Source organism: Streptomyces sp. NPDC002032 (genome assembly GCF_042890765.1).
GTDB lineage: Bacteria > Actinomycetota > Actinomycetes > Streptomycetales > Streptomycetaceae > Streptomyces.
Genome location: NZ_JBIASM010000002.1, coordinates 683,258 through 701,510, shown reverse-complemented (window position 1 = coordinate 701,510; position 18,253 = coordinate 683,258). Strand labels below are relative to the sequence as shown.

The 18,253-nt window shown below is 72.0% G+C and carries 16 protein-coding genes; 4 read left to right on the top strand and 12 right to left on the bottom strand.

Annotation, left to right across the window (positions count from 1 at the left end):
• Positions 1-208 precede the first annotated feature (208 nt).
• The 4 genes from ACFYYT_RS07270 to ureA are packed head-to-tail and all read right to left on the bottom strand — an operon-like array spanning position 209 to position 4,429.
• A complete protein-coding gene (locus tag ACFYYT_RS07270; RefSeq protein WP_351830208.1) occupies positions 209-829 on the bottom strand; it encodes a TetR/AcrR family transcriptional regulator in 621 nt (206 codons plus the stop codon).
• A gap of 38 nt (positions 830-867) precedes the next feature.
• Complete coding sequence (locus tag ACFYYT_RS07265) at positions 868-1,908, bottom strand: agmatine deiminase family protein (RefSeq protein ID WP_351830210.1); 1,041 nt, start codon at positions 1,906-1,908, stop codon at positions 868-870.
• 20 nt (positions 1,909-1,928) lie between these two features.
• On the bottom strand, positions 1,929-3,662 hold the full coding sequence (locus ACFYYT_RS07260) for an urease subunit alpha (protein ID WP_351830212.1): 1,734 nt from the start codon (positions 3,660-3,662) through the stop codon (positions 1,929-1,931).
• Positions 3,659-4,429, bottom strand: a complete 771-nt coding sequence (gene ureA / locus ACFYYT_RS07255; protein ID WP_351830214.1) for an urease subunit gamma — start codon at positions 4,427-4,429, stop codon at positions 3,659-3,661. The genes ACFYYT_RS07260 and ureA overlap by 4 nt, the downstream gene beginning before the upstream one ends.
• A gap of 157 nt (positions 4,430-4,586) precedes the next feature.
• Here ureA and ACFYYT_RS07250 point away from each other — a divergent pair, with 157 nt between their 5' ends.
• Entirely contained in the window at positions 4,587-6,020 is a 1,434-nt protein-coding gene (locus ACFYYT_RS07250; RefSeq protein ID WP_388607089.1) for a cytosine permease, read from the top strand.
• Between the two features lie 88 nt (positions 6,021-6,108).
• Here the strand turns inward: ACFYYT_RS07250 and ACFYYT_RS07245 are convergent, their stop codons facing one another.
• The 4 genes from ACFYYT_RS07245 to ACFYYT_RS07230 all read right to left on the bottom strand — a co-directional run bounded on the left by ACFYYT_RS07245 (position 6,109) and on the right by ACFYYT_RS07230 (position 9,877).
• Positions 6,109-7,194 (bottom strand): branched-chain amino acid aminotransferase, encoded by a 1,086-nt coding sequence (locus ACFYYT_RS07245; protein ID WP_351824918.1) that lies wholly within the window; start codon positions 7,192-7,194, stop codon positions 6,109-6,111.
• A gap of 230 nt (positions 7,195-7,424) precedes the next feature.
• Positions 7,425-8,465, bottom strand: a complete 1,041-nt coding sequence (locus ACFYYT_RS07240; protein WP_351824920.1) for a 3-isopropylmalate dehydrogenase — start codon at positions 8,463-8,465, stop codon at positions 7,425-7,427.
• A 117-nt stretch (positions 8,466-8,582) separates the two neighbouring features.
• The gene (locus ACFYYT_RS07235; protein ID WP_256462237.1) at positions 8,583-8,714 is read right to left on the bottom strand and encodes a hypothetical protein; all 132 of its coding nucleotides are present in this window, start codon (positions 8,712-8,714) and stop codon (positions 8,583-8,585) included.
• Between the two features lie 260 nt (positions 8,715-8,974).
• On the bottom strand, positions 8,975-9,877 hold the full coding sequence (locus ACFYYT_RS07230; RefSeq protein ID WP_351824922.1) for a LysR family transcriptional regulator: 903 nt from the start codon (positions 9,875-9,877) through the stop codon (positions 8,975-8,977).
• Between the two features lie 100 nt (positions 9,878-9,977).
• Between ACFYYT_RS07230 and ACFYYT_RS07225 the strand changes: the two genes are divergently transcribed.
• A complete protein-coding gene (locus ACFYYT_RS07225; protein ID WP_351824925.1) occupies positions 9,978-10,991 on the top strand; it encodes an NADP-dependent oxidoreductase in 1,014 nt (337 codons plus the stop codon).
• A 119-nt stretch (positions 10,992-11,110) separates the two neighbouring features.
• On the top strand, positions 11,111-13,141 hold the full coding sequence (locus ACFYYT_RS07220; RefSeq protein ID WP_351824928.1) for a phosphocholine-specific phospholipase C: 2,031 nt from the start codon (positions 11,111-11,113) through the stop codon (positions 13,139-13,141).
• Between the two features lie 30 nt (positions 13,142-13,171).
• Here ACFYYT_RS07220 and ACFYYT_RS07215 read toward each other — a convergent pair whose 3' ends face one another.
• Together ACFYYT_RS07215 and ACFYYT_RS07210 are read right to left on the bottom strand one after the other, a co-directional pair.
• A complete protein-coding gene (locus ACFYYT_RS07215; protein WP_351824931.1) occupies positions 13,172-13,717 on the bottom strand; it encodes a GNAT family N-acetyltransferase in 546 nt (181 codons plus the stop codon).
• Positions 13,714-14,427: a tyrosine-protein phosphatase gene (locus ACFYYT_RS07210; protein WP_351824933.1), complete on the bottom strand. Its 714-nt coding sequence runs from the start codon at positions 14,425-14,427 to the stop codon at positions 13,714-13,716. Before ACFYYT_RS07210 ends, ACFYYT_RS07215 begins: the two co-directional genes overlap by 4 nt.
• A gap of 81 nt (positions 14,428-14,508) precedes the next feature.
• Between ACFYYT_RS07210 and ACFYYT_RS07205 the strand changes: the two genes are divergently transcribed.
• Complete coding sequence (locus ACFYYT_RS07205) at positions 14,509-15,210, top strand: nitroreductase family protein (protein ID WP_351824936.1); 702 nt, start codon at positions 14,509-14,511, stop codon at positions 15,208-15,210.
• 385 nt (positions 15,211-15,595) lie between these two features.
• Here the strand turns inward: ACFYYT_RS07205 and pruA are convergent, their stop codons facing one another.
• Together pruA and ACFYYT_RS07195 are read right to left on the bottom strand one after the other, a co-directional pair.
• On the bottom strand, positions 15,596-17,227 hold the full coding sequence (pruA, locus tag ACFYYT_RS07200; protein ID WP_351824939.1) for an L-glutamate gamma-semialdehyde dehydrogenase: 1,632 nt from the start codon (positions 17,225-17,227) through the stop codon (positions 15,596-15,598).
• A gap of 32 nt (positions 17,228-17,259) precedes the next feature.
• Positions 17,260-18,186 (bottom strand): proline dehydrogenase family protein, encoded by a 927-nt coding sequence (locus ACFYYT_RS07195; RefSeq protein ID WP_351824941.1) that lies wholly within the window; start codon positions 18,184-18,186, stop codon positions 17,260-17,262.
• Positions 18,187-18,253: the final 67 nt, after the last annotated feature.

Genomic DNA, 18,253 nt, shown 5'->3' with positions numbered 1-18,253 from the left:
AAAGACCCCTCGCGGGTGCGAGAGGTCTGCGCGCGGGTCCGAGGCACGGTGGCCGCTGCCGCGAAGGTTGTCCACGGTCTCAGCGGCCACGGGGGACCGGCGCGCTGCTGTCCATAATCATGAGCTGAGCAGGCACGCTCGCAGTGTGCCACACCGCCCGGCGTCCGTGGACGCCGGTCTCAGCATCCGGTCACCCGTGCGGACGGGCTCATTCCTGGGGGGCGAGCGCGTCCGCGAGGAACTCCCGTACGTGTTCCAGGATGGCCTCGCGGGAGAGCAGCGGCAGCCCGACGGCCAGCTGGATGCTGAACCCGTCGAGCAGGGCCCGCGCCCGGGCCGCCAGCCGGTCGGGGTCCACCGGCCGGAACTCCCCGCGCGAGATGCCCTCGGCGAGGAGGGCGACCAGGTCGCGGTGCCAGGCCCCCTCGATGGCGGCCTGCCGTTCGCGTTCCTGGGGGCCGGCGTTCTGGGACCGGTTCCAGACCTCCAGCCACAGGGTCCAGTGCGGGTCCCGGGGGCCGTCGGGCACGTAGAGGTCCACGTACGCCCGTACCCGCTCGTGCGCGGTGCCGGGCCGGGACAGCAGGGCCCGGCGCTCGGTGCCCAGGGCCGCCTCGCTCCACTCCAGGGTCTGCAGCAGGAGCTCGTCCTTGCTGCCGAAGTAGTAGAGGAGGTGGCCGCTGCTCATGCCGACCTGCCGGCCGAGGCCGGCCATGGTCAGGCCCTCCAGTCCGCGCTCGGCGATCGTGGCCATGGCGGCGACGAGTACGTCCTCGCGCGGGGGCGCGTTCTTGCGCGCCGCCCGTACCGGTACTCCACCCGCCACCATGGGCCACTCCTTCACGAGGTACGCCGGTGGTCCGTGGATCAGACCTTCGGCTGCTGCTGGGTGATGCAGTGGATACCGCCACCCCCGGCGAAAATCGTACGTGCGTCGACGAGGGTCACGGTCCGCTCGGGGAACAGACCGCGGAAGATCTCGGCGGCCTCCTCGTCCCGCGGGTCGTCGAAGGCGCAGAGCACCACGCCGCCGTTGCACAGGTAGTGGTTGATGTAGGAGTAGTCCACCCACTCGCCGTCCTCCTCCAGCACCGTCGGCGCGGGGACCTCGACGACCTCCAGGCGCCGGCCCCGGGCGTCCGTGGAGGCGCGCAGGATGGCGGCGATGGTCTTGCAGCGCTCGTGGTCGGGGTGGGCGGGGTCGGGCTGGGTGTGGACCAGCACCACGCCGGGGCGGGCGAAGGCCGCGACGATGTCCACGTGGCCCTGGGTGCCGTAGGTGCCGTAGTCGCCGGCCAGGCCGTACGGGAGCCAGATGGCCTTCGTGGTGCCGAGGTGGGCGTGGATCTCCGCCTCGACCTGCTGGCGGGTCCAGCCGGGGTTGCGGCCCTCGCCGAGCTGCACGGTGTCGGTGAGCAGCACGGTGCCCTCGCCGTCGACGTGGATGGCGCCGCCCTCGTTGACCAGGCGGGTGCTGAAGGTGCGGGTGCCGGCCAGGTCGGAGACGTGCCGGGCGATCTTGGCGTCGTGGTCCCAGCGGGCCCACTCCTGGGCGCCCCAGCCGTTGAAGGTCCAGTCCACCGCGGCCAGTTCACCGGCGTCGTTGGTGACGAAGGTCGGGCCGATGTCACGCATCCAGGCGTCGTCGAGCTCGCGCTCGACCAGCTGGACGTCCTCGCCGACGACCGCACGGGCGGACTCGGCGTCGCCCGGGGAGACGACGAGGGTCACGGGCTCGTACGCGCGCACGGCGCGGGCGACGGCGCCCCAGGCCTCGCGGGCCTCCGCGAGCTCCTGCTCGTTGGTGAAGGTCGGGTTGGGGCTGGGCCAGGCCATCCAGGTGCGCTCGTGGGGCGTCCACTCGGCGGGCATCCGGAAGCCGGCGTCGGCGGGGGTGTTCGAGGTCATGGCAGGCGTCCTTAAAGGCTCTACAGGAAGTACAGGCGGTTGAGGGAGACCGATTCGGCCGCTTCGGAACGCAGCGGTTCCCCGTCGAGGGAGACGAGTCCGCTGCGCGCGTCCACATCGACCGCGCCCACCCGGGAGTTGAGGAGCAGGTCGCCCGGGCCGATGCCGCGGGTGCCGCGGACGGCGACGCGGCGGCGGCGGGTCGGCATCTCGTCGGAGCCCAGCGCGGCGGCCGCGGCGGAGACGAAGGCGACGGAGATGTCCGCGGCGGTGGCCCCGTAGGAGCCGAACTGCGGTCCCAGCACCAGCGGTTCGCAGGTGTCGGTGGCGGCGTTGGGGTCGCCGGTGACTCCGTAGGCCGGGAAGCCGGACTTGAGGACCAGCTGCGGCTTGGCGCCGAAGAACTGGGGGCGCCAGAGCACGATGTCGGCGAGTTTGCCGACCTCGATGGAGCCGATCTCGTGGGCCAGGCCGTGGGCGATGGCCGGGTTGATCGTCAGCTTGGCCATGTAGCGCAGCACGCGGGCGTTGTCGTCGCCCTCGCCGTCACCCTCCAGGGGGCCGAGCTCGCCCTTCATCTTGGCGGCCATGGCGAAGGTCCGGCGGATGGTCTCGCCCGCGCGGCCCATGCCCTGCGCGTCGGAGGAGGTGATGCCGATGGCCCCGAGGTCGTGCAGTACGTCCTCGGCGCCCATGGTGCCCGCGCGGATCCGGTCGCGGGCCATGGCGGCGTCGCCGGGGAGGTCCGGCTTGAGGTCGTGGACGGAGACGATCATGCCGTAGTGCTCGGCGACCGCGTCCCGGCCGAAGGGCAGGGTGGGGTTGGTGGAGGAGCCGATGACGTTCGGCACGCCCGCCATCTTCAGCACGTTCGGGACGTGCCCGCCGCCGCAGCCCTCGATGTGGAAGGCGTGGATGGTGCGCCCGTCCAGGACGCGCAGGGTGTCCTCGACGGAGAGGCATTCGTTGAGGCCGTCGCTGTGCAGGGCGACCTGTACGTCGTGCTCCTCGGCCACCCGCAGCGCGGTGTCCAGGGCGCGGGTGTGGGCGCCCATGTCCTCGTGGACCTTGAACCCGGACGCGCCGCCCTCGGCCAGCGCCTCGATGAGCGGGGCCGCGTCGGAGGAGGAGCCGCGGGCGAGGAAGCCGATGTTGACGGGCCAGGCGTCGAAGGCGTTGAAGGCGTGCTTCAGCGCCCACGGGGAGTTGACGCCGACGCCCCAGACCGGGCCGAACTCCTGGCCGATGATCGTGGTGACGCCCGCCGCGAGCGAGGCCTCCATGATCCGGGGGGAGAGCAGGTGCACGTGGGTGTCCACGGCTCCGGCGGTGGCGATCATGCCCTCGCCGGAGACGATCGAGGTGCCGGTGCCGACGACGACGTCCACGCCGTCGAGGGTGTCGGGGTTGCCCGCCCGGCCGATCGCGTGGATGCGGCCCTCGCGGATGCCGATCGACACCTTGCGGATACCGAGGACCGCGTCGATCACCAGGACGTTGCTGATCACGACGTCACAGGTCTCGCGGACCGCCGCCGCCTTCAGGTGCAGCCCGTCCCGGGCCGTCTTCCCGAAGCCCGCCAGGAACTCGTCGCCCGGCTTCTGCGCGTCGTACTCGACGCGGACGGTCAGCCCGGAGTCGCCGAGCCGGACCCGGTCTCCGGCGCGGGGGCCGAAGACGGAGGCGTACTCGTGCGGGTCGATGTGCCGGCTGCCGGGAGCGCAGTGGTCGCTGTGGGGGGTCTTCTTGCTCACGCCTGGTCTCCGTCCGCGCTCTCGTTGGTGGCGGGGGTACCGCTCTCGGCAGGGGCGCCGCTGTCGGCAGGGGCGCCGGCCCCGGCGGCGACGCCGAGGTAGCCGCACGCGGCGGCCCGGCGCAGGGCCTCCGCCTTGGCGTCGGGGGCGTCGAGGGGGCCGTCGACCAGCCCCGCGAAGCCGATCGCGATCCGGTCGCCGCCGATCGGGACCAGGCCCACCTCGCCCTCGCCGTGCGGGTCGAACCGTACGGAGGAGCCGGCGGGCACGCACAGCCGCATGCCGTAGGCGGCGGCCCGGTCGAAGTCGAGGCGCGGGTTGGCCTCGAAGAAGTGGAAGTGCGAGGTCACGCTGACCGGCACGGAGGCCGTGTTGCGCACCCGCAGGGTCACGGCCGGCTCGGGCTGCGGGGCGCCCGGGCCCGGCAGGACCGCGCCGGGGGCGTCCTCGCCGAGACCGGCGGCTCCCCGGACCGGGGAGGAGACCACCGCGAGCCGGGACCCGTCGTCGAAGACGGCCTCCACGTGCACCTCGGTGACCACGTCGGCCACGCCGGGCAGCACGTCGTCGGGGCCGAGGACGCTGCGGGCCTCCTCGATGGCCTCCGCGAGCCGCTTGCCGTCGCGCGCGGCCTCGCAGACCGTGTCCGCGATCAGCGCGGTGGCCTCGGGGACGTTGAGCCGCAGACCCCGGGCCCGTCGGGCCCTGGCCAGTTCCGCGGCACTGCGCAACAGCAGTCGGTCACGCTCCGTAGGGGTCAGCCGCACGCCGATCCACCACCTTTTGAGTCGATGGGTTAGAGCATCACTCTAACTCTTCATTTGCTTGCAAGGAATCATTGACCTGGGACCAGGGCTTAGGTCACATTGAATGTCGCTCAAACACATGCGCAACCACCCCCCGCCCTGCCAAGGGAGTCCCCCCATGCCCATCGAACAGCGCGGAGTCGACACCATCCCGGAAGAGGAGCGAACGAGCGGTCCGCGTGACCTGATCTCGATCCTCCTCGGCTCCAACCTCTGCCTCGGCGTCATCGTCTTCGGCTGGCTGCCCCCGTCCTTCGGACTGGGCCTCGTGCCCTCGGTCACCGCCATCGTGACCGGCACGCTCGTCGGCATCGCCTTCACCGCGCCGCTCGCGCTGGTCTCCCTGCGCACCGCGACCAACCTGTCCACCTCCAGCGGCGCCCAGTTCGGTGTACGGGGACGGCTCGTCGGCTCGGTGGTGGGTCTGCTGCTCTCGCTCGGCTACACGGCCCTCACCCTGTGGATCGGCGGCGACGTGATGGTCGGGGCCCTGGCCCGGCTGACCGGCCTGCCCGACACCGGGATATCGCGGGCCGCCATGTACGGGGTCCTCGCCGCGTGTACCGTCGTCGGGGCCGTCTTCGGCTACCGGCTGCTGCTCCGCATGAGCAAGGTCCTGTCCATCGGCATGGTGGTCCTGCTGGCCATCGGCGTCTACGCCTACGCCCCCGACTTCACCAGCGCCGCCCCGCCGGACACCTCGTACCTGCTCGGCTCCTTCTGGCCGACCTGGCTGCTGGCCGCCGTCGCCGCCGGCCTGAGCGGGCCCGTCGCCTTCATCACCCTGCTCGGCGACTACACCCGCTACATCTCCCCCACCCGGCACACCCCCCGCAAGGTGTTCTGGGCCACCGGCTTCGGGCTCCTGATCGGCCTGCTCATCCCGCAGCTGTTCGGCACCTACACCGCGCTCGCCGCCCGGGCCGGCACCGACTACGCCGGCCCCCTCGTGGCCGCCGCGCCCTTCTGGTACCTGGTCCCGCTGCTCGCCGCCGCCGCGGCCGGCTCGGTCGGCAACGCCGGGCTGATGCTCTACTCCATGGGCCTCGACCTGGACGCCATCGTGCCCAGGGCCACCCGGACCAAGGCCACCGTGATCGCCGCGACCGTGGCCACCGCCTTCGTCTTCGTGGGCTCCTTCGAGTGGGACGTCCAGTCCGCGATGACCTCCTTCGTCCTGGTGCTCACCGCGATCGGCACCCCGTGGGCCGTGATCACCCTCATCGGCTACCTCCGCTGCCGCGGGCGCTACGACGCCGACGCCCTCCAGGTCTTCAACCGCCGTTCGGTCGGCGGCGTCTACTGGTACCGGGCCGGCTGGAACGTCCAGGCCACCGCCGCCTGGGCGATCGGCGCGGGCACCGGCCTGCTCGCCGTGACCACCCCCTTCTACGAGGGGCCCCTGCTCGCCCTGACCGGCGGCGTGGACTGCTCCTTCGTCCTCTCCGGCCTGGTCGGCGGCCTGGTGTACGTGGCGCTGACCGCCCGCAGCGCGCCCGCGGGCGCCCCCGCCGCGGCGGCGGCCGCCGCCGAGGAGCCGGCCGCCGCCTGAGGTTCCCCCCGCCGGCGTACGAAGGCCCGCGCTCCCCGATCCGGGAGCGCGGGCCTTCGTACGTACGGGGACGGGGCGGCGGCAGGGACTAGCCGAGCGGGTGCATCCAGCCGTGGGCGTCGGCGGCGCGGCCGGTCTGGAGCTCCAGGAGCGCCTTGCGGAGCTTCATGGTGACCTCGCCGGGCTCACCGTTGCCCTGCGTCCAGTTGGCGCGCTCGGACTTGACCGAGCCGACCGGGGTGATGACGGCGGCCGTGCCGCAGGCGAAGACCTCGGTCAGGGTGCCGTTCTCGTTGTCGCGCTTCCAGTCCTCGGTGGTGATGCGGCCCTCCTCGGCGGTGTAGCCGAGGTCGCGGGCGATGGTGAGGAGGGAGTCGCGGGTGATGCCCGGCAGGAGCGAGCCGGTCAGCTCGGGGGTGACGATGCGGTCGCCGTACACGAAGTACAGGTTCATGCCGCCCATCTCCTCGATCCAGCGGTGCTCGACGGCGTCCAGCCAGACGACCTGGTCGCAGCCGTGCGAGGCGGCCTGGGCCTGGGCGACGAGGGAGGCCGCGTAGTTGCCGCCGGTCTTGGCCGCGCCGGTGCCGCCCTTGACCGCGCGGACGTACTCCTCGGAGAGCCAGACGGAGACCGGCTTGACGCCGCCGGGGAAGTACGCGCCGGCGGGCGAGGCGATGACCATGAAGAGGAACTCGTTGGCCGGGCGGACGCCCAGGCCGACCTCGGACGCGAACATGAACGGCCGCAGGTACAGGGAGGCCTCGCCGGAGTCCGGCACCCAGGCGCGGTCCTGCTTGATCAGGGCGTCGCAGGCCTCGATGAAGAGGTCGGCGGGCAGCTCGGGCATCGCCATCCGGCGGGCGGAGGCCTGGAAGCGCTCGGCGTTGGCGCGCGGGCGGAAGGTGGCGACGGTGCCGTCGGGCTGCTTGTAGGCCTTGAGGCCCTCGAAGATCGTCTGCGCGTAGTGCAGCGTCATGTTCGCCGGGTCGATCGACAGCGGCGCGTACGGGACCAGCTCGGCGTCGTGCCAGCCGCGCCCCTCGGTCCACTTGATCGTCACCATGTGGTCGGTGAAGTGGCGGCCGAAGCCGGGGCTGGCCAGGATCGCCTCGCGCTCCGCGTCGGACAGGGGGGTCGAGGAGGGCTTGAGCTCGATCGTGGGCGTCGTCATGAGTGCTTGTCCTTCACCGGTTGGGTAGGGCGGACCGCGCTCATGTCGTACTAGGACGTCCGAGCTTCCCCGTATTCCGCGGCCTCGCGTTCGATTATCGCCCGGGAGGAGGGTGCGGTGAAACGGGGTCTTTAGCGGCCCTGGGGAGATGGTGGCACCCGGGGCCGCACAGGAGAAGCCGCCGGGTCGGTGGTCGCTGCCCGGCGGCTTCCTGGGGTGGAGCTGCCGGGTCAGCCGGCTACGCGGGCGGCGAGGGCGTCGCCGATCGCATCGGTGGAACGGAAGGTGCCGTCACGCTCGGCGAGGTCGGCGGAGACGGCGTCCTCGATGCGGACGGCCTGGGCCTCGTAGCCGAGGTGGCGCAGCAGGAGGGCGACCGAGAGGATCGTCGCGGTCGGGTCCGCCTTGCCGGTGCCCGCGATGTCGGGGGCGGAGCCGTGGACCGGCTCGAACATGGACGGGAAGGCGCCGGTCGGGTTGATGTTCCCGGAGGCGGCCAGGCCGATTCCGCCGGTCACGGCGGCGGCCAGGTCGGTGAGGATGTCACCGAAGAGGTTGTCCGTGACGATGACGTCGAAGCGCTCCGGCTGGGTGACGAAGAAGATCGTCGCGGCGTCGACGTGCAGGTAGTCGGTGGTGACCTCGGGGTACTCCCGGCCGACGGCGTCGAAGATGTTCTTCCACATGTGGCCCGCGTACACGAGGACGTTGTTCTTGTGGACCAGCGTCAGCTTCTTGCGCGGGCGGGCGTTGGCCCGCTCGTACGCGTCGCGGACCACGCGCTCGACGCCGTACGCGGTGTTGATGCTGACCTCGGTGGCCACCTCGGCGGGGGTGCCGGTGCGCAGGCTGCCGCCGTTGCCGGTGTAGGGGCCCTCGGTGCCCTCGCGGACCACGACGAAGTCGATCTCCGGACGGCCGGCGAGCGGGGTCGCGGTGTTCGGGAAGAGCTTCGAGGGGCGCAGGTTGATGAAGTGGTCGAACGCGAAGCGGAGCTTGAGCAGCAGACCGCGCTCCAGGACGCCGGACGGGACCGAGGGGTCGCCGATCGCGCCGAGCAGGATCGCGTCGTGGTGCTTGAGGGCTTCGAGCTCGGCCTCCGGGAGGGTCTCACCGGTGCGGTGCCAGCGCTGGGCACCGAGGTCGTACTCCTTGGTCTCCAGCTTCACATCCTGGGGCAGGACCGCGGTAAGGACCTTGAGGCCCTGAGCCACGACTTCCTGGCCGATGCCATCACCGGGGATCACTGCGAGATTGAGGCTGGTCGACATGACGGAACCGTACTCCGTGTATCAGCCCTCGGGCATATCGCGTCCACCATATGGACGCGATATGCCCGGGGGGAGGTGCGACGGGAGGTGCGACGGCGGCCGGGCGGCCGTACGGCCTCAGTGGCCGGTCGAGCCGCCGTTGTCGCGGCGGTCCAGGGCGCGCTGGAGGGCTGCGGCGGCGTTCTTGCGGTCGGCGTCGGCCGGGGAGGAGTGGCGGACGCGACGGGTGGCGGCGGAGGTGGGGGTCATGGTGATCGACTCCTTGAGATCACGGCGTGGCGGGGCCACGGATGAGGGGTTCCTTCAAGGCGCCGGAAGAGGCGGGGAGCGGGGCGCCGCAGGGGTTGCCTGCCAGGGGCGCGCGCTCTCGACCGCCATTCGCCGGATCGGCGAGACGTTCGGCTCCTACAAAGCTAGGCCAGGTCCGGCTGTCTGTCTCCGCAATTACTCGGACTTCCTACTATCTGAGACGCCTGACCGCCCGAAAGGCCCCACCGGGAGTTCCGATTTCAGCCCTTCTCCGCCCTGAGTTCCCTGATCAGAGCCCGTACGGCGAAGGTCGATGCCAGTTCCGGTGTGGTGACGTATCCCACCCGCCTCACCGGCCCCCCGGGCCCCAGAGGAGCGATCTCGACGGCGTCCGTGGCCTCCCTCAGCGACAGCTCGGGCATGATCGCCATGCCCAGCCCCCGGCCGACCAGGGTGAGCACCATCGCGTCGTCCTCGGCCTTCACCGCGGCCCGCGGGATCCAGTCCTGCGCCCGCCACCAGTCCCGGGTGTGGGAGCCGCAGTTCTCGTCCCAGTCCAGCAGCGGCAGCTGCCTCGGGTCCGGGTGGCCGGCCGGGTGCACGAGCGCGTACGCCTCCCGGGTGAGCTCCCCGGCCAGCAGCCCCGGCGGGAGTCCTTCGGACGGTACGTCGCCGGGCCCGCCCAGGGTCGCGATGCCCAGGTCCGCCCGCCCGGCGGCCACCTCCCCCGCCGTCCCGGCGCCGAGTTCGCGGACCACCCTGACCTCGGGCCGGATCCCGGGGTGCAGCGCGGCCAGCCGCTCCAGCGCCGGCGGCAGCAGGTGCAGGGCCGCGCTGCGGAAGGCGGCGACGCGCAGCACCCCGCCCGGCACTGCGCCCGGCGCCCCGGCGGCGCGGCCGGCGGCCCGGGCCTCCGCGCCGAGGACCTCGTACAGCCGCAGGATGCGCCGCCCGAGGGCCACGGCCCGCTCCCCCGCCGGGGTGGGCGCGGCCCCGGCCCGCCCGCGCTCGAAGAGCACCGCGCCGACCTTCGCCTCGCTGCCCCGCACGGAGTGCGAGACGGCCGACTGGGTGACCCCCAGCCGGACCGCGGCGGCGGAGAAGCCGCCCGTCTCGGCGACGGCGACCAGCACCCGGAGTTCTTGCGGGACGAGCTCGGCCACGGGGCTGCCACCTCGGAGTATGAGCCGCGCTCATGGATGTGCGGCTTCCATGAGGCCAACCCCCTGCCCGGGCCCGGGATTCCTTCCTACGGTCGTCGCCATGACCCCGCACACCGCTCACGCCGTCCACCTGACCGCCCGCCCCGCCGGCTTCCCCGCCGCCTCCGGTTTCGCGTACGTCCCCTCGCCCGTCCCCGAACCCGCCCCGGGCACGGCGCTGGTGGAGAACCTGCTGCTCTCGGTGGACCCGTACCACCGCGGGCTGATGGACGGCGGCGAGGGCGGCTTCGAGCTGCACTCCCCCCTGGAGGGGCGCGCGGTGGGACGGGTGACCGCCTCCCGGGACCCGGGGCTGTCGGAGGGCGACCTGGTCTTCCACCGCGCGGGCTGGCGCACCCACGCGCTGGTCACCCTGGGGAGGGACGGCACCCGTAAGCTCCGCGGCCATTCGGGCGTCCCCCTGGAGGCGTACCTGTCCGTCCTGGGCGGGACCGGCCTGACCGCGTACGCGGCCCTCACCCGGACGGCCGTCCTGCGGCCGGGCGAGGACCTGTTCGTCTCGGCGGCCGCGGGCGGGGTGGGCACGGCCACCGGCCACCTCGCCCGGCTGCTCGGCGCCCGCAGGATCATCGGCAGCGCCGGTTCGGCGGCCAAGGTCGCCCACCTCACCGGCGTCCTGGGCTTCGACGCGGCCTTCGACTACCACGACGGGCCGGTCGGCGAGCAGCTGGCGCAGGCCGCCCCGGACGGCATCGACGTCTACGTGGACAACGTGGGCGGGGACCACCTGGAGGGGGCGATCGATGTCCTGCGGGAGTACGGACGGATCGCCTGGGTCGGCGGGATCTCGATGTACAACGGCGACCGCTCCCCCGCCGCGCCGCGCAACCTCTTCGAGGTCGTACACAAGTCGCTGCGCCTGGAAGGCGTATTGGTTCGAAATCACACCAATCTGCAGGACGAGCTGGAGGATTTCCTGGTCCCCCATCTGCAGAGCGGCCGGGTGGGCACCGACACCACCGTTGTGCAGGGATTCGACCGCACGGTGGAGGCGTTCCTGGGCATGCTCCGAGGGGACAATCTGGGCAAGATGCTCGTCCGTCTCAAGGACTGATTCCGGCCGACCGGATGTTCACCGAGTTCTTACCGCACGGATGTAGACCTTTGCAGCGGCTCCCGCCACTCTTGCCGTCAATGTGCCAGCGGGGCACCGGAGTTGGAGGCGAGCAGCCAGTGACACCCATCAGCCGCAGAGGTTTCGTGGGAATCGGCGCCGGGCTCGTGGCGGGGGCGACCCTGCCCGCGCTCGCACCGGCGTCGGCGGCCGCGGCCGCCGCGAGCGGCACGATCACCGACGTGAAGCACGTGGTGATCCTGATGCAGGAGAACCGCAGCTTCGACCACTACTTCGGCAGGCTCAAGGGCGTCCGCGGGTTCACGGACCGCGCCGCCGGCAACATCCCGGGCGGCTGGGGCACCTTCAACCAGCCGAACTGGGGCGGGCGCCAGTACCCGTGGAAACTGTCCGCCACACCGCCGGCCGGCGGCGCCGACGGCCAGACCCTCGCCCAGTGCACCGGAGACCTCCCGCACAGCTGGACCTCGCAGCACGCCGCCTGGAACAAGGGCCGGATGGACAACTTCGTCACCGGCGTCGGCAACACCCGCACCCTGGGCTACCTGGACCGCGACGACATCCCCTTCCACTACGGGCTCGCCGACAACTACACCATCTGCGACGCCTACTTCTGCTCGACGCTGAGCGCCACCGGCCCCAACCGCACCTTCCTGTGGAGCGGCAAGATCGACCCGTCCAGCAAGGACGGCGGCGAGGAGTCCGGGCTGACCTGGGAGACCTACGCGGAGGCCCTCCAGCGCGCCGGGATGACCTGGAAGGTCTACCAGAACGCCCAGGACAACTACGGGGACAACGGCCTGGCCTACTTCAAGCAGTTCACGGACGCCGCCCCCGGCACCCCGCTGCGCGAGCGGGGCATGGGATCGGTCCCCAAGGTCACCGGCTCCACCCCGGACGACATCGCCGCCGCCATCCGCGCGGACGTGGTGGCGGGCACGCTGCCGCAGGTGTCCTGGGTCGTGGCGAGCGAGGCCTTCTCCGAGCACCCCTACGCCCCGCCCGGCGACGGCGCGCACTTCGTGGACCTCGTCTACCGGGCGCTGGCGGCGAACCCGGAGGTCTTCGACTCCACCGTCCTGTTCCTCAACTACGACGAGAACGACGGGTTCTTCGACCACGTCCCGCCGCCCATCGCCCCGCCCGGCACCCCCGGCGAGTACATCGACGGCCTCCCGGTGGGCCTCGGTTTCCGCGTGCCGATGCTCGTGATGTCCCCGTGGACCCGGGGCGGCTGGGTCAGCTCCGAGGTCTTCGACCACACCTCCGTGCTGCGCTTCATGGAGACCTGGACGGCGGCCCTCGGAACCCCGGCCAACTGCCCGAACATCAGCGACTGGCGGCGCAAGGTGGTGGGCGACCTGACGGGCGTCTTCGACTTCAAGCACCCGCTCTACGGGGTGCCCTCGGGCCTGCCCTCCACCGCCAAGGTGATCGGGCAGGCGACCTGCGGCCCGATGCCCAACCCGGTCCCGCAGGACAACGCCCTCCCGGCGCAGGAGCCCGGCACCCGCCCGGCGCGCGCCCTCCCGTACCAGGTCAACGGCAACCTCGACCGGCTGGAGTTCGGGGCGGCCGGGCAGATCCTGGCCTGGTTCTCGATGGCCAACCAGGGCGCGGAGGCCAAGCGGGCGGCGCACTTCTCGCTGCACCCGCACCAGTACCGCGACACCACCCCCTACCAGTACACCGTCGAGCCGGGCTCCACCTCGACGGACTTCTTCAACATCGGCCTGGGCAACGGCGCCGGGAAGTACGACATCTCCATGTACGGACCGAACCGCTTCCTGCGCCGCTTCATCGGCGACGCGGCGAAGCCGGGCAAGTCCCTGGAGGTGGCGTCCCGCTTCGCGGTGGAGCCGGGCACCGGCAAGATGGCGATCTGGTTCAAGATGACGAACTCCTCGTCGGCGGCGGTCACCTTCACCATCCGCTCGAACGCCTACCGCACGGACGGCCCGTGGACGTACACCGTCCCGGCGAACTCCTCGCGCGAGGACTTCTTCAACGCGGTGGCCTACAACAAGGGCTGGTACGACTTCACGGTCCTGGCCGGTTCGGACGGGACCTGGTCGCGCCGCTACACCGGCCACATCGAGACGGGCGCGGCCAGCATCAGCGGCAGCTAGGCGGCGTCGGGGGGGCAGCAGCCGGGCGGCCTAGACGACGTCACCCTCGCGCCAGTCGAAGTCGATCCGTCCGGCGGGATCCAGCACGGTCCCGCCGGGCGGCGTCCACACGTAGGCCGAGCCCTCCTCCTCGGGGAGCCGCTCGGGGCCGTGCGGTCCGAGCACCCCCACCGGCCCGGGGTGCGGGCGCCAGCCGCGGGCCCCGTACAGGGCGGCCCCGGCCTCGGAGGCGGACAGGGCGCCGAGTACGTAGGCCCCGGCGATGACCCCCTCCAGGCCCTCCATCACGGCCCCGCCCAGCCCGCGCCGGCGCGCGTCGGCCCGTACGGCCACGGCCTCCACGTACCCGGTGCGCAGGGCGCGGCCGCGGTGCAGCACCCGGCGCTGGACGACGCTGCCGTGCGCGACGAGCTCCCCGCCCCGGTGCACCAGGACGTGCATCCCGCCGAGGGCGTGCTCGAAGTCGGCATCGCCGAAGTCCCCCTCGAAGGCGGCGTCGAGCAGGGCGCGGATCCCGGCGAGGGCGTCCGGACCGAGCTGCGAGGTGTGCGCGAGGCGGGTGCGCGTAGGCGTCATGCCCCCAGTCTGCCGCGCAGCCGCGCCAGCTCCCGCCCGCTCAGCCCGGCGGCCCGGAGGTAGGCCCCGGCGTCCAGCCACCGGGCGGCGCCCTCGGCCAGCGCGTGGACGGTGGTGCCCAGGCCCGCGACGTACTCCTCGATCGTGGTGGCGTCATAGGGCTGCCCCCCGGCGGCGTACCGGGCCCGGACCCGGGGCTCGCTGCGCGCGTGGTCGTCGGCGATCTCGACGGGATCCGCCCCGGCCAGCCGCAGCAGGACCAGCGCGACGATGCCGGTGCGGTCGCGGCCCAGACCGCAGTGGAAGACCACCCCGCCGGGCGGCGCGTCGGCGACGGCGCGTGCGACGGCAGCGACGCGGTCGGGGAAGCGCTCCAGGAAAGGCCGGAAATACGCGGGGGTTCCGAAACCCGGAGTGCCCCACCACACGTCCCAGAAGTCCCGGTGCTCGATCCCGTCGAGCGGTATCCGCAGGGTCGTCAGCCCGGCCGGGCGGGGCGCGTGGTCCACCCCGGGCTCGCCGTCGTTGCGCAGGTCGACGACCGTCCTCACCCCGTGCGCGGCCAGCGTGGTCCAGCCCCGCGCGGTGAGCCCGTCGAGGCTGTCGGACCGGACCAGGACCCCGGGCGCCAGCGTCCCGATGCCGCCGAGGTCGCGGGCGTTGAAGCAGCCCTCCCAGTCCACGAATCGACCGACGTTCGTCACGGTCATAGCCCCCCTGTCAGTACACATCGGACAGCCGTGGAGGACGCGACTCTGGCCTCAGGGGTTCCCCCGCGTGAAGATCGGCGCATGTCGCCCGAAACCCAGCAGTGGACCCCGACCCATGGCCAGCCCTACCGGCCCGTCGCCTACCGGCCCGCGCGCATGCCGAGTCAGGAATCCCTCGCGCGCGCGGCGGAGCTGCGGACCCGGATGGACGAGCGGCGCACCGTACGCCACTTCTCCCCGGACCCCGTCCCCGACCAGGTCGTCCGCGACGCCATCGCCTGCGCGGCCACCGCCCCCTCCGGGGCGCACCAGCAGCCGTGGACCTTCGTACTGGTCAAGGACCCGGCGATCCGCCGGCAGATCCGCGCCGCCGCCGAGCAGGAGGAGCAGATCTCCTACGACGGCCGCCTCGGCGACGAGTGGCTCGCGGCGCTGCGCCCCATCGGCACCGACGCCGTGAAGACCCACCTCACGGACGCGCCGGCGCTGATCGTGGTCTTCCAGCAGCGCTACTGGCTCGGTCCGGACGGCGCGAAGCGCAAGCACTACTACGTCGACGAGTCGGTCGGCATCGCGGTCGGCATGCTCCTGTCCGCCCTGCACCTGAGCGGTCTGGCGGCCCTGATCCACACCCCGAGCCCGATGCGCTTCCTGTCCCACGTGCTTTCCCGGCCCGAGAACGAGAAGGCCTTCGCGGTCATCCCGGTCGGCTACCCCGCCGAGGACTGCGAGGTCCCGGACCTGATCCGCAAGTCCCTGGACCAGGTCCTGGTGGAGGTCTAGCCGCCGCCACCGACGGGTGCGGGCGGTTCCCCGGCCGCCCGCCCACCGAGGACCCCGGCTCGTCCTCCTCGCTGTCCGCGAGGACGCTCTGCCGCAGTCCGCGCATCATCCTCAGCGCTCCGGGAGCGCAGCAGCAGTCGATGACGAGGATGGAGGAAGGTGCCGGGCGCTGCCGGGTGATCAGGCCCTCCGAGACCCACCGCGGGCAGGTGCGGTACGGGGTCCCCGTGGACGAGCCGGGGCCCGAGGTTGAGGAGACGGGTCGCCGTACCGACAACTGCGTTCGGGCTGGCACCGGTTGGGGCGGCCGGAGGGGAAATGGAGACCGCCCCCGCTCCGGACTTGGGGGTACCGGAGCGGGGGCGGGGTTCAGCTGGGGGCCGGATCAGCCCATGTGGGGGTAGCCGTACTCGGTCGGCGGGACCAGGGTCTCCTTGATGGAGCGGGTCGAGGTCCAGCGGAGCAGGTTCGAGGCGGCGCCCGCCTTGTCGTTCGTGCCCGAGGCGCGACCGCCGCCGAAGGGCTGCTGGCCGACGACGGCACCGGTCGACTTGTCGTTGATGTAGAAGTTGCCCGCCGCGAAGCGGAGCTTCTCCATCGTGTCGGCGGCCGCGTAGCGGTCCTGCGCGATGACGGCGCCGGTCAGGGCGTACGCGGAGACGTTCTCCATCTGCGCGAGCATCTCGTCGTACTTGTCGTCCTCGTAGACGTGGACCGCGAGGATCGGGCCGAAGTACTCGGTCGTGAAGACCTCGTTCTCCGGGTCGGTGCACTCGATGACCGTCGGGCGCACGAAGTAGCCCTCGGAGTCGTCGTACGTGCCGCCCGCGACGATCGTGCAGGTCGGGTCGGCCTTCGCACGGTCGATCGCGGCCTTGTTCTTCGCGAAGGAGCGCTCGTCGATGACCGCGCCGATGAAGTTGCCCAGGTCGCGGACGTCACCCATGGCGATGCCGTCGACCTCGGCCGCGAACTGCTCCTTGAAGCCGTCGTTCCAGATGGAGGCCGGAACGTAGGCGCGGGAGGAGGCCGAGCACTTCTGGCCCTGGAACTCGAAGGAGCCGCGGGTCAGGGCGGTCTTCAGGATGGCGCGGTCGGCGGAGGGGTGCGCGACGACGAAGTCCTTGCCGCCGGTCTCGCCGACGAGGCGCGGGTAGGAGCGGTACTTCTCGATGTTGTTGCCGACCGTCTTCCACAGGTACTGGAAGGTCTTGGTCGAGCCGGTGAAGTGGATGCCCGCCAGCTCGGGGTGGTTCAGGGCCACCTCGGAGACGGCGATGCCGTCGCCGGTCACCAGGTTGATGACGCCCTTGGGCAGGCCGGCGGCCTCCAGGACCTCCATCAGCAGGACCGCGGAGTGGGTCTGCGTCGGGGACGGCTTCCAGACGACCACGTTGCCCATCAGGGCGGGAGCGGTCGGCAGGTTGCCGGCGATGGCCGTGAAGTTGAACGGCGTGATCGCGTAGACGAAGCCCTCCAGCGGGCGGTGGTCGCTGCGGTTCCACACGCCGGCGGAGTTCGCGGCGGGCTGCTCGGCGAGGATCTGCCGGGCGAAGTGGACGTTGAAGCGCCAGAAGTCGACGAGCTCGCACGGGGTGTCGATCTCGGCCTGCTGGACGGTCTTCGACTGGCCCAGCATGGTCGAGGCGGCCAGCTTCTCGCGCCACGGACCGGACAGCAGCTCGGCGGCGCGCAGGATGATCGCGGCGCGGTCGTCGAAGGACATCGCGCGCCACGCCGGGGCGGCGGCGAGGGCGGCGTCGACGGCCTCCTGCGCGTCGGCCTCGGTGGCGTTGGCGTAGGTGCCGATGACGGACTTGTGGTCGTGCGGCTGGACCACGTCGAAGCGCTCGCCACCGCCCATCCGCTTGACGCCGTTGATCGTCATCGGGAGGTCGATGGGGTTCTCGGACAGCTGCTTCAGCTGGATCTCGAGGCGCGCGCGCTCCGGGCTGCCGGGGGCGTACGAGTGGACCGGCTCGTTGACCGGCGCGGGGACCTGGGTGACAGCATCCATGGGGCTGGTAACTCCTTGAGCTAGTGGGGTGCCTAGTTCTTGGTGATCATCGAGCGGAGGAAGAAGAGCAGGTTGGCCGGCTTCTCCGCCAGGCGGCGCATGAAGTAGCCATACCAGTCGGTGCCGTAGGCCGTGTAGACCCGCATGCGGTGGCCCTCGGCGGCGAGCCGCACGTGCTCTTCGCTGCGGATGCCGTACAGCATCTGGAACTCGTACTCGTCCAGCTTGCGCCCCGCCTGCCGGGCGAGCTCCTGGCCGATGGCGATCAGCCGCGGGTCGTGGGACCCGATCATCGGGTAGCCGTCGCCCTCCATCAGGATCTTCATGATCCGGACGTACGCCTTGTCGATCTCGGCCTTGTCCTGGTACGCGACCTCGGCGGGCTCCTTGTAGGCGCCCTTCACGATGCGGACGCGGCTGCCGGCGGCGGCCAGGCGGCGGGCGTCGGCCTCGGTGCGGAAGAGGTAGGCCTGGATCACGCAGCCGGTCTGGGGGAAGTCCCGGCGCAGCTCCTCGTGGATGGCGAACATCGAGTCGAGGGTGGTGTGGTCCTCGGCGTCGAGGGTGACGGTGGTGCCGATGGCGGCGGCGGCCTCGACGACCGGGCGGACGTTGGCGAGGGCCAGCTCGTGGCCGCCCTCCAGGGCCTGGCCGAACATGGAGAGCTTGACCGACATCTCGGCGGTCTCGCCCAGGCCCAGCGCGGCGAGGCGTTCGATCAGCGCGAGGTAGGCGTCGCGGGCGGCGTGCGACTGCTCCACGGCGGTGATGTCCTCGCCGACGACGTCGAGGGTGACCTCCAGGCCGGCCTTCGTGAGTTCCTCGACGATCGGGATGACCTGGTCGACCGTCTCACCCGGGATGAACCGGTTCACCACGGGCTTGGTCACCGGGGCGGCGGAAACGATGCGGCGCATCTTGTCGCTGCGCGAGGCGGCGAGGATCACGGGACCCAGCACGGGGCACCTCCAACGGGTGGCAGAAGCGGACTACGGCCGCGCGCGGGGGTGGGCCGCGGCCGTAAGG

Excerpts from the sequence above, each read along its gene's own strand:
- ACFYYT_RS07265 (WP_351830210.1), bottom strand. The coding sequence starts at position 1,908 with ATGACCTCGAACACCCCCGCCGACGCCGGCTTCCGGATGCCCGCCGAG.
- ACFYYT_RS07205 (WP_351824936.1), top strand. The coding sequence starts at position 14,509 with ATGTCGCCCGAAACCCAGCAGTGGACCCCGACCCATGGCCAGCCCTAC.
- ACFYYT_RS07240 (WP_351824920.1), bottom strand. The coding sequence starts at position 8,465 with ATGTCGACCAGCCTCAATCTCGCAGTGATCCCCGGTGATGGCATCGGC.
- ACFYYT_RS07225 (WP_351824925.1), top strand. The coding sequence starts at position 9,978 with ATGACCCCGCACACCGCTCACGCCGTCCACCTGACCGCCCGCCCCGCC.
- ACFYYT_RS07210 (WP_351824933.1), bottom strand. The coding sequence starts at position 14,427 with ATGACCGTGACGAACGTCGGTCGATTCGTGGACTGGGAGGGCTGCTTC.
- pruA (WP_351824939.1), bottom strand. The coding sequence starts at position 17,227 with ATGGATGCTGTCACCCAGGTCCCCGCGCCGGTCAACGAGCCGGTCCAC.
- ACFYYT_RS07215 (WP_351824931.1), bottom strand. The coding sequence starts at position 13,717 with ATGACGCCTACGCGCACCCGCCTCGCGCACACCTCGCAGCTCGGTCCG.
- ACFYYT_RS07235 (WP_256462237.1), bottom strand. The coding sequence starts at position 8,714 with ATGACCCCCACCTCCGCCGCCACCCGTCGCGTCCGCCACTCCTCCCCG.
- ACFYYT_RS07270 (WP_351830208.1), bottom strand. The coding sequence starts at position 829 with ATGGTGGCGGGTGGAGTACCGGTACGGGCGGCGCGCAAGAACGCGCCC.
- ACFYYT_RS07245 (WP_351824918.1), bottom strand. The coding sequence starts at position 7,194 with ATGACGACGCCCACGATCGAGCTCAAGCCCTCCTCGACCCCCCTGTCC.
- ACFYYT_RS07250 (WP_388607089.1), top strand. The coding sequence starts at position 4,587 with ATGCCCATCGAACAGCGCGGAGTCGACACCATCCCGGAAGAGGAGCGA.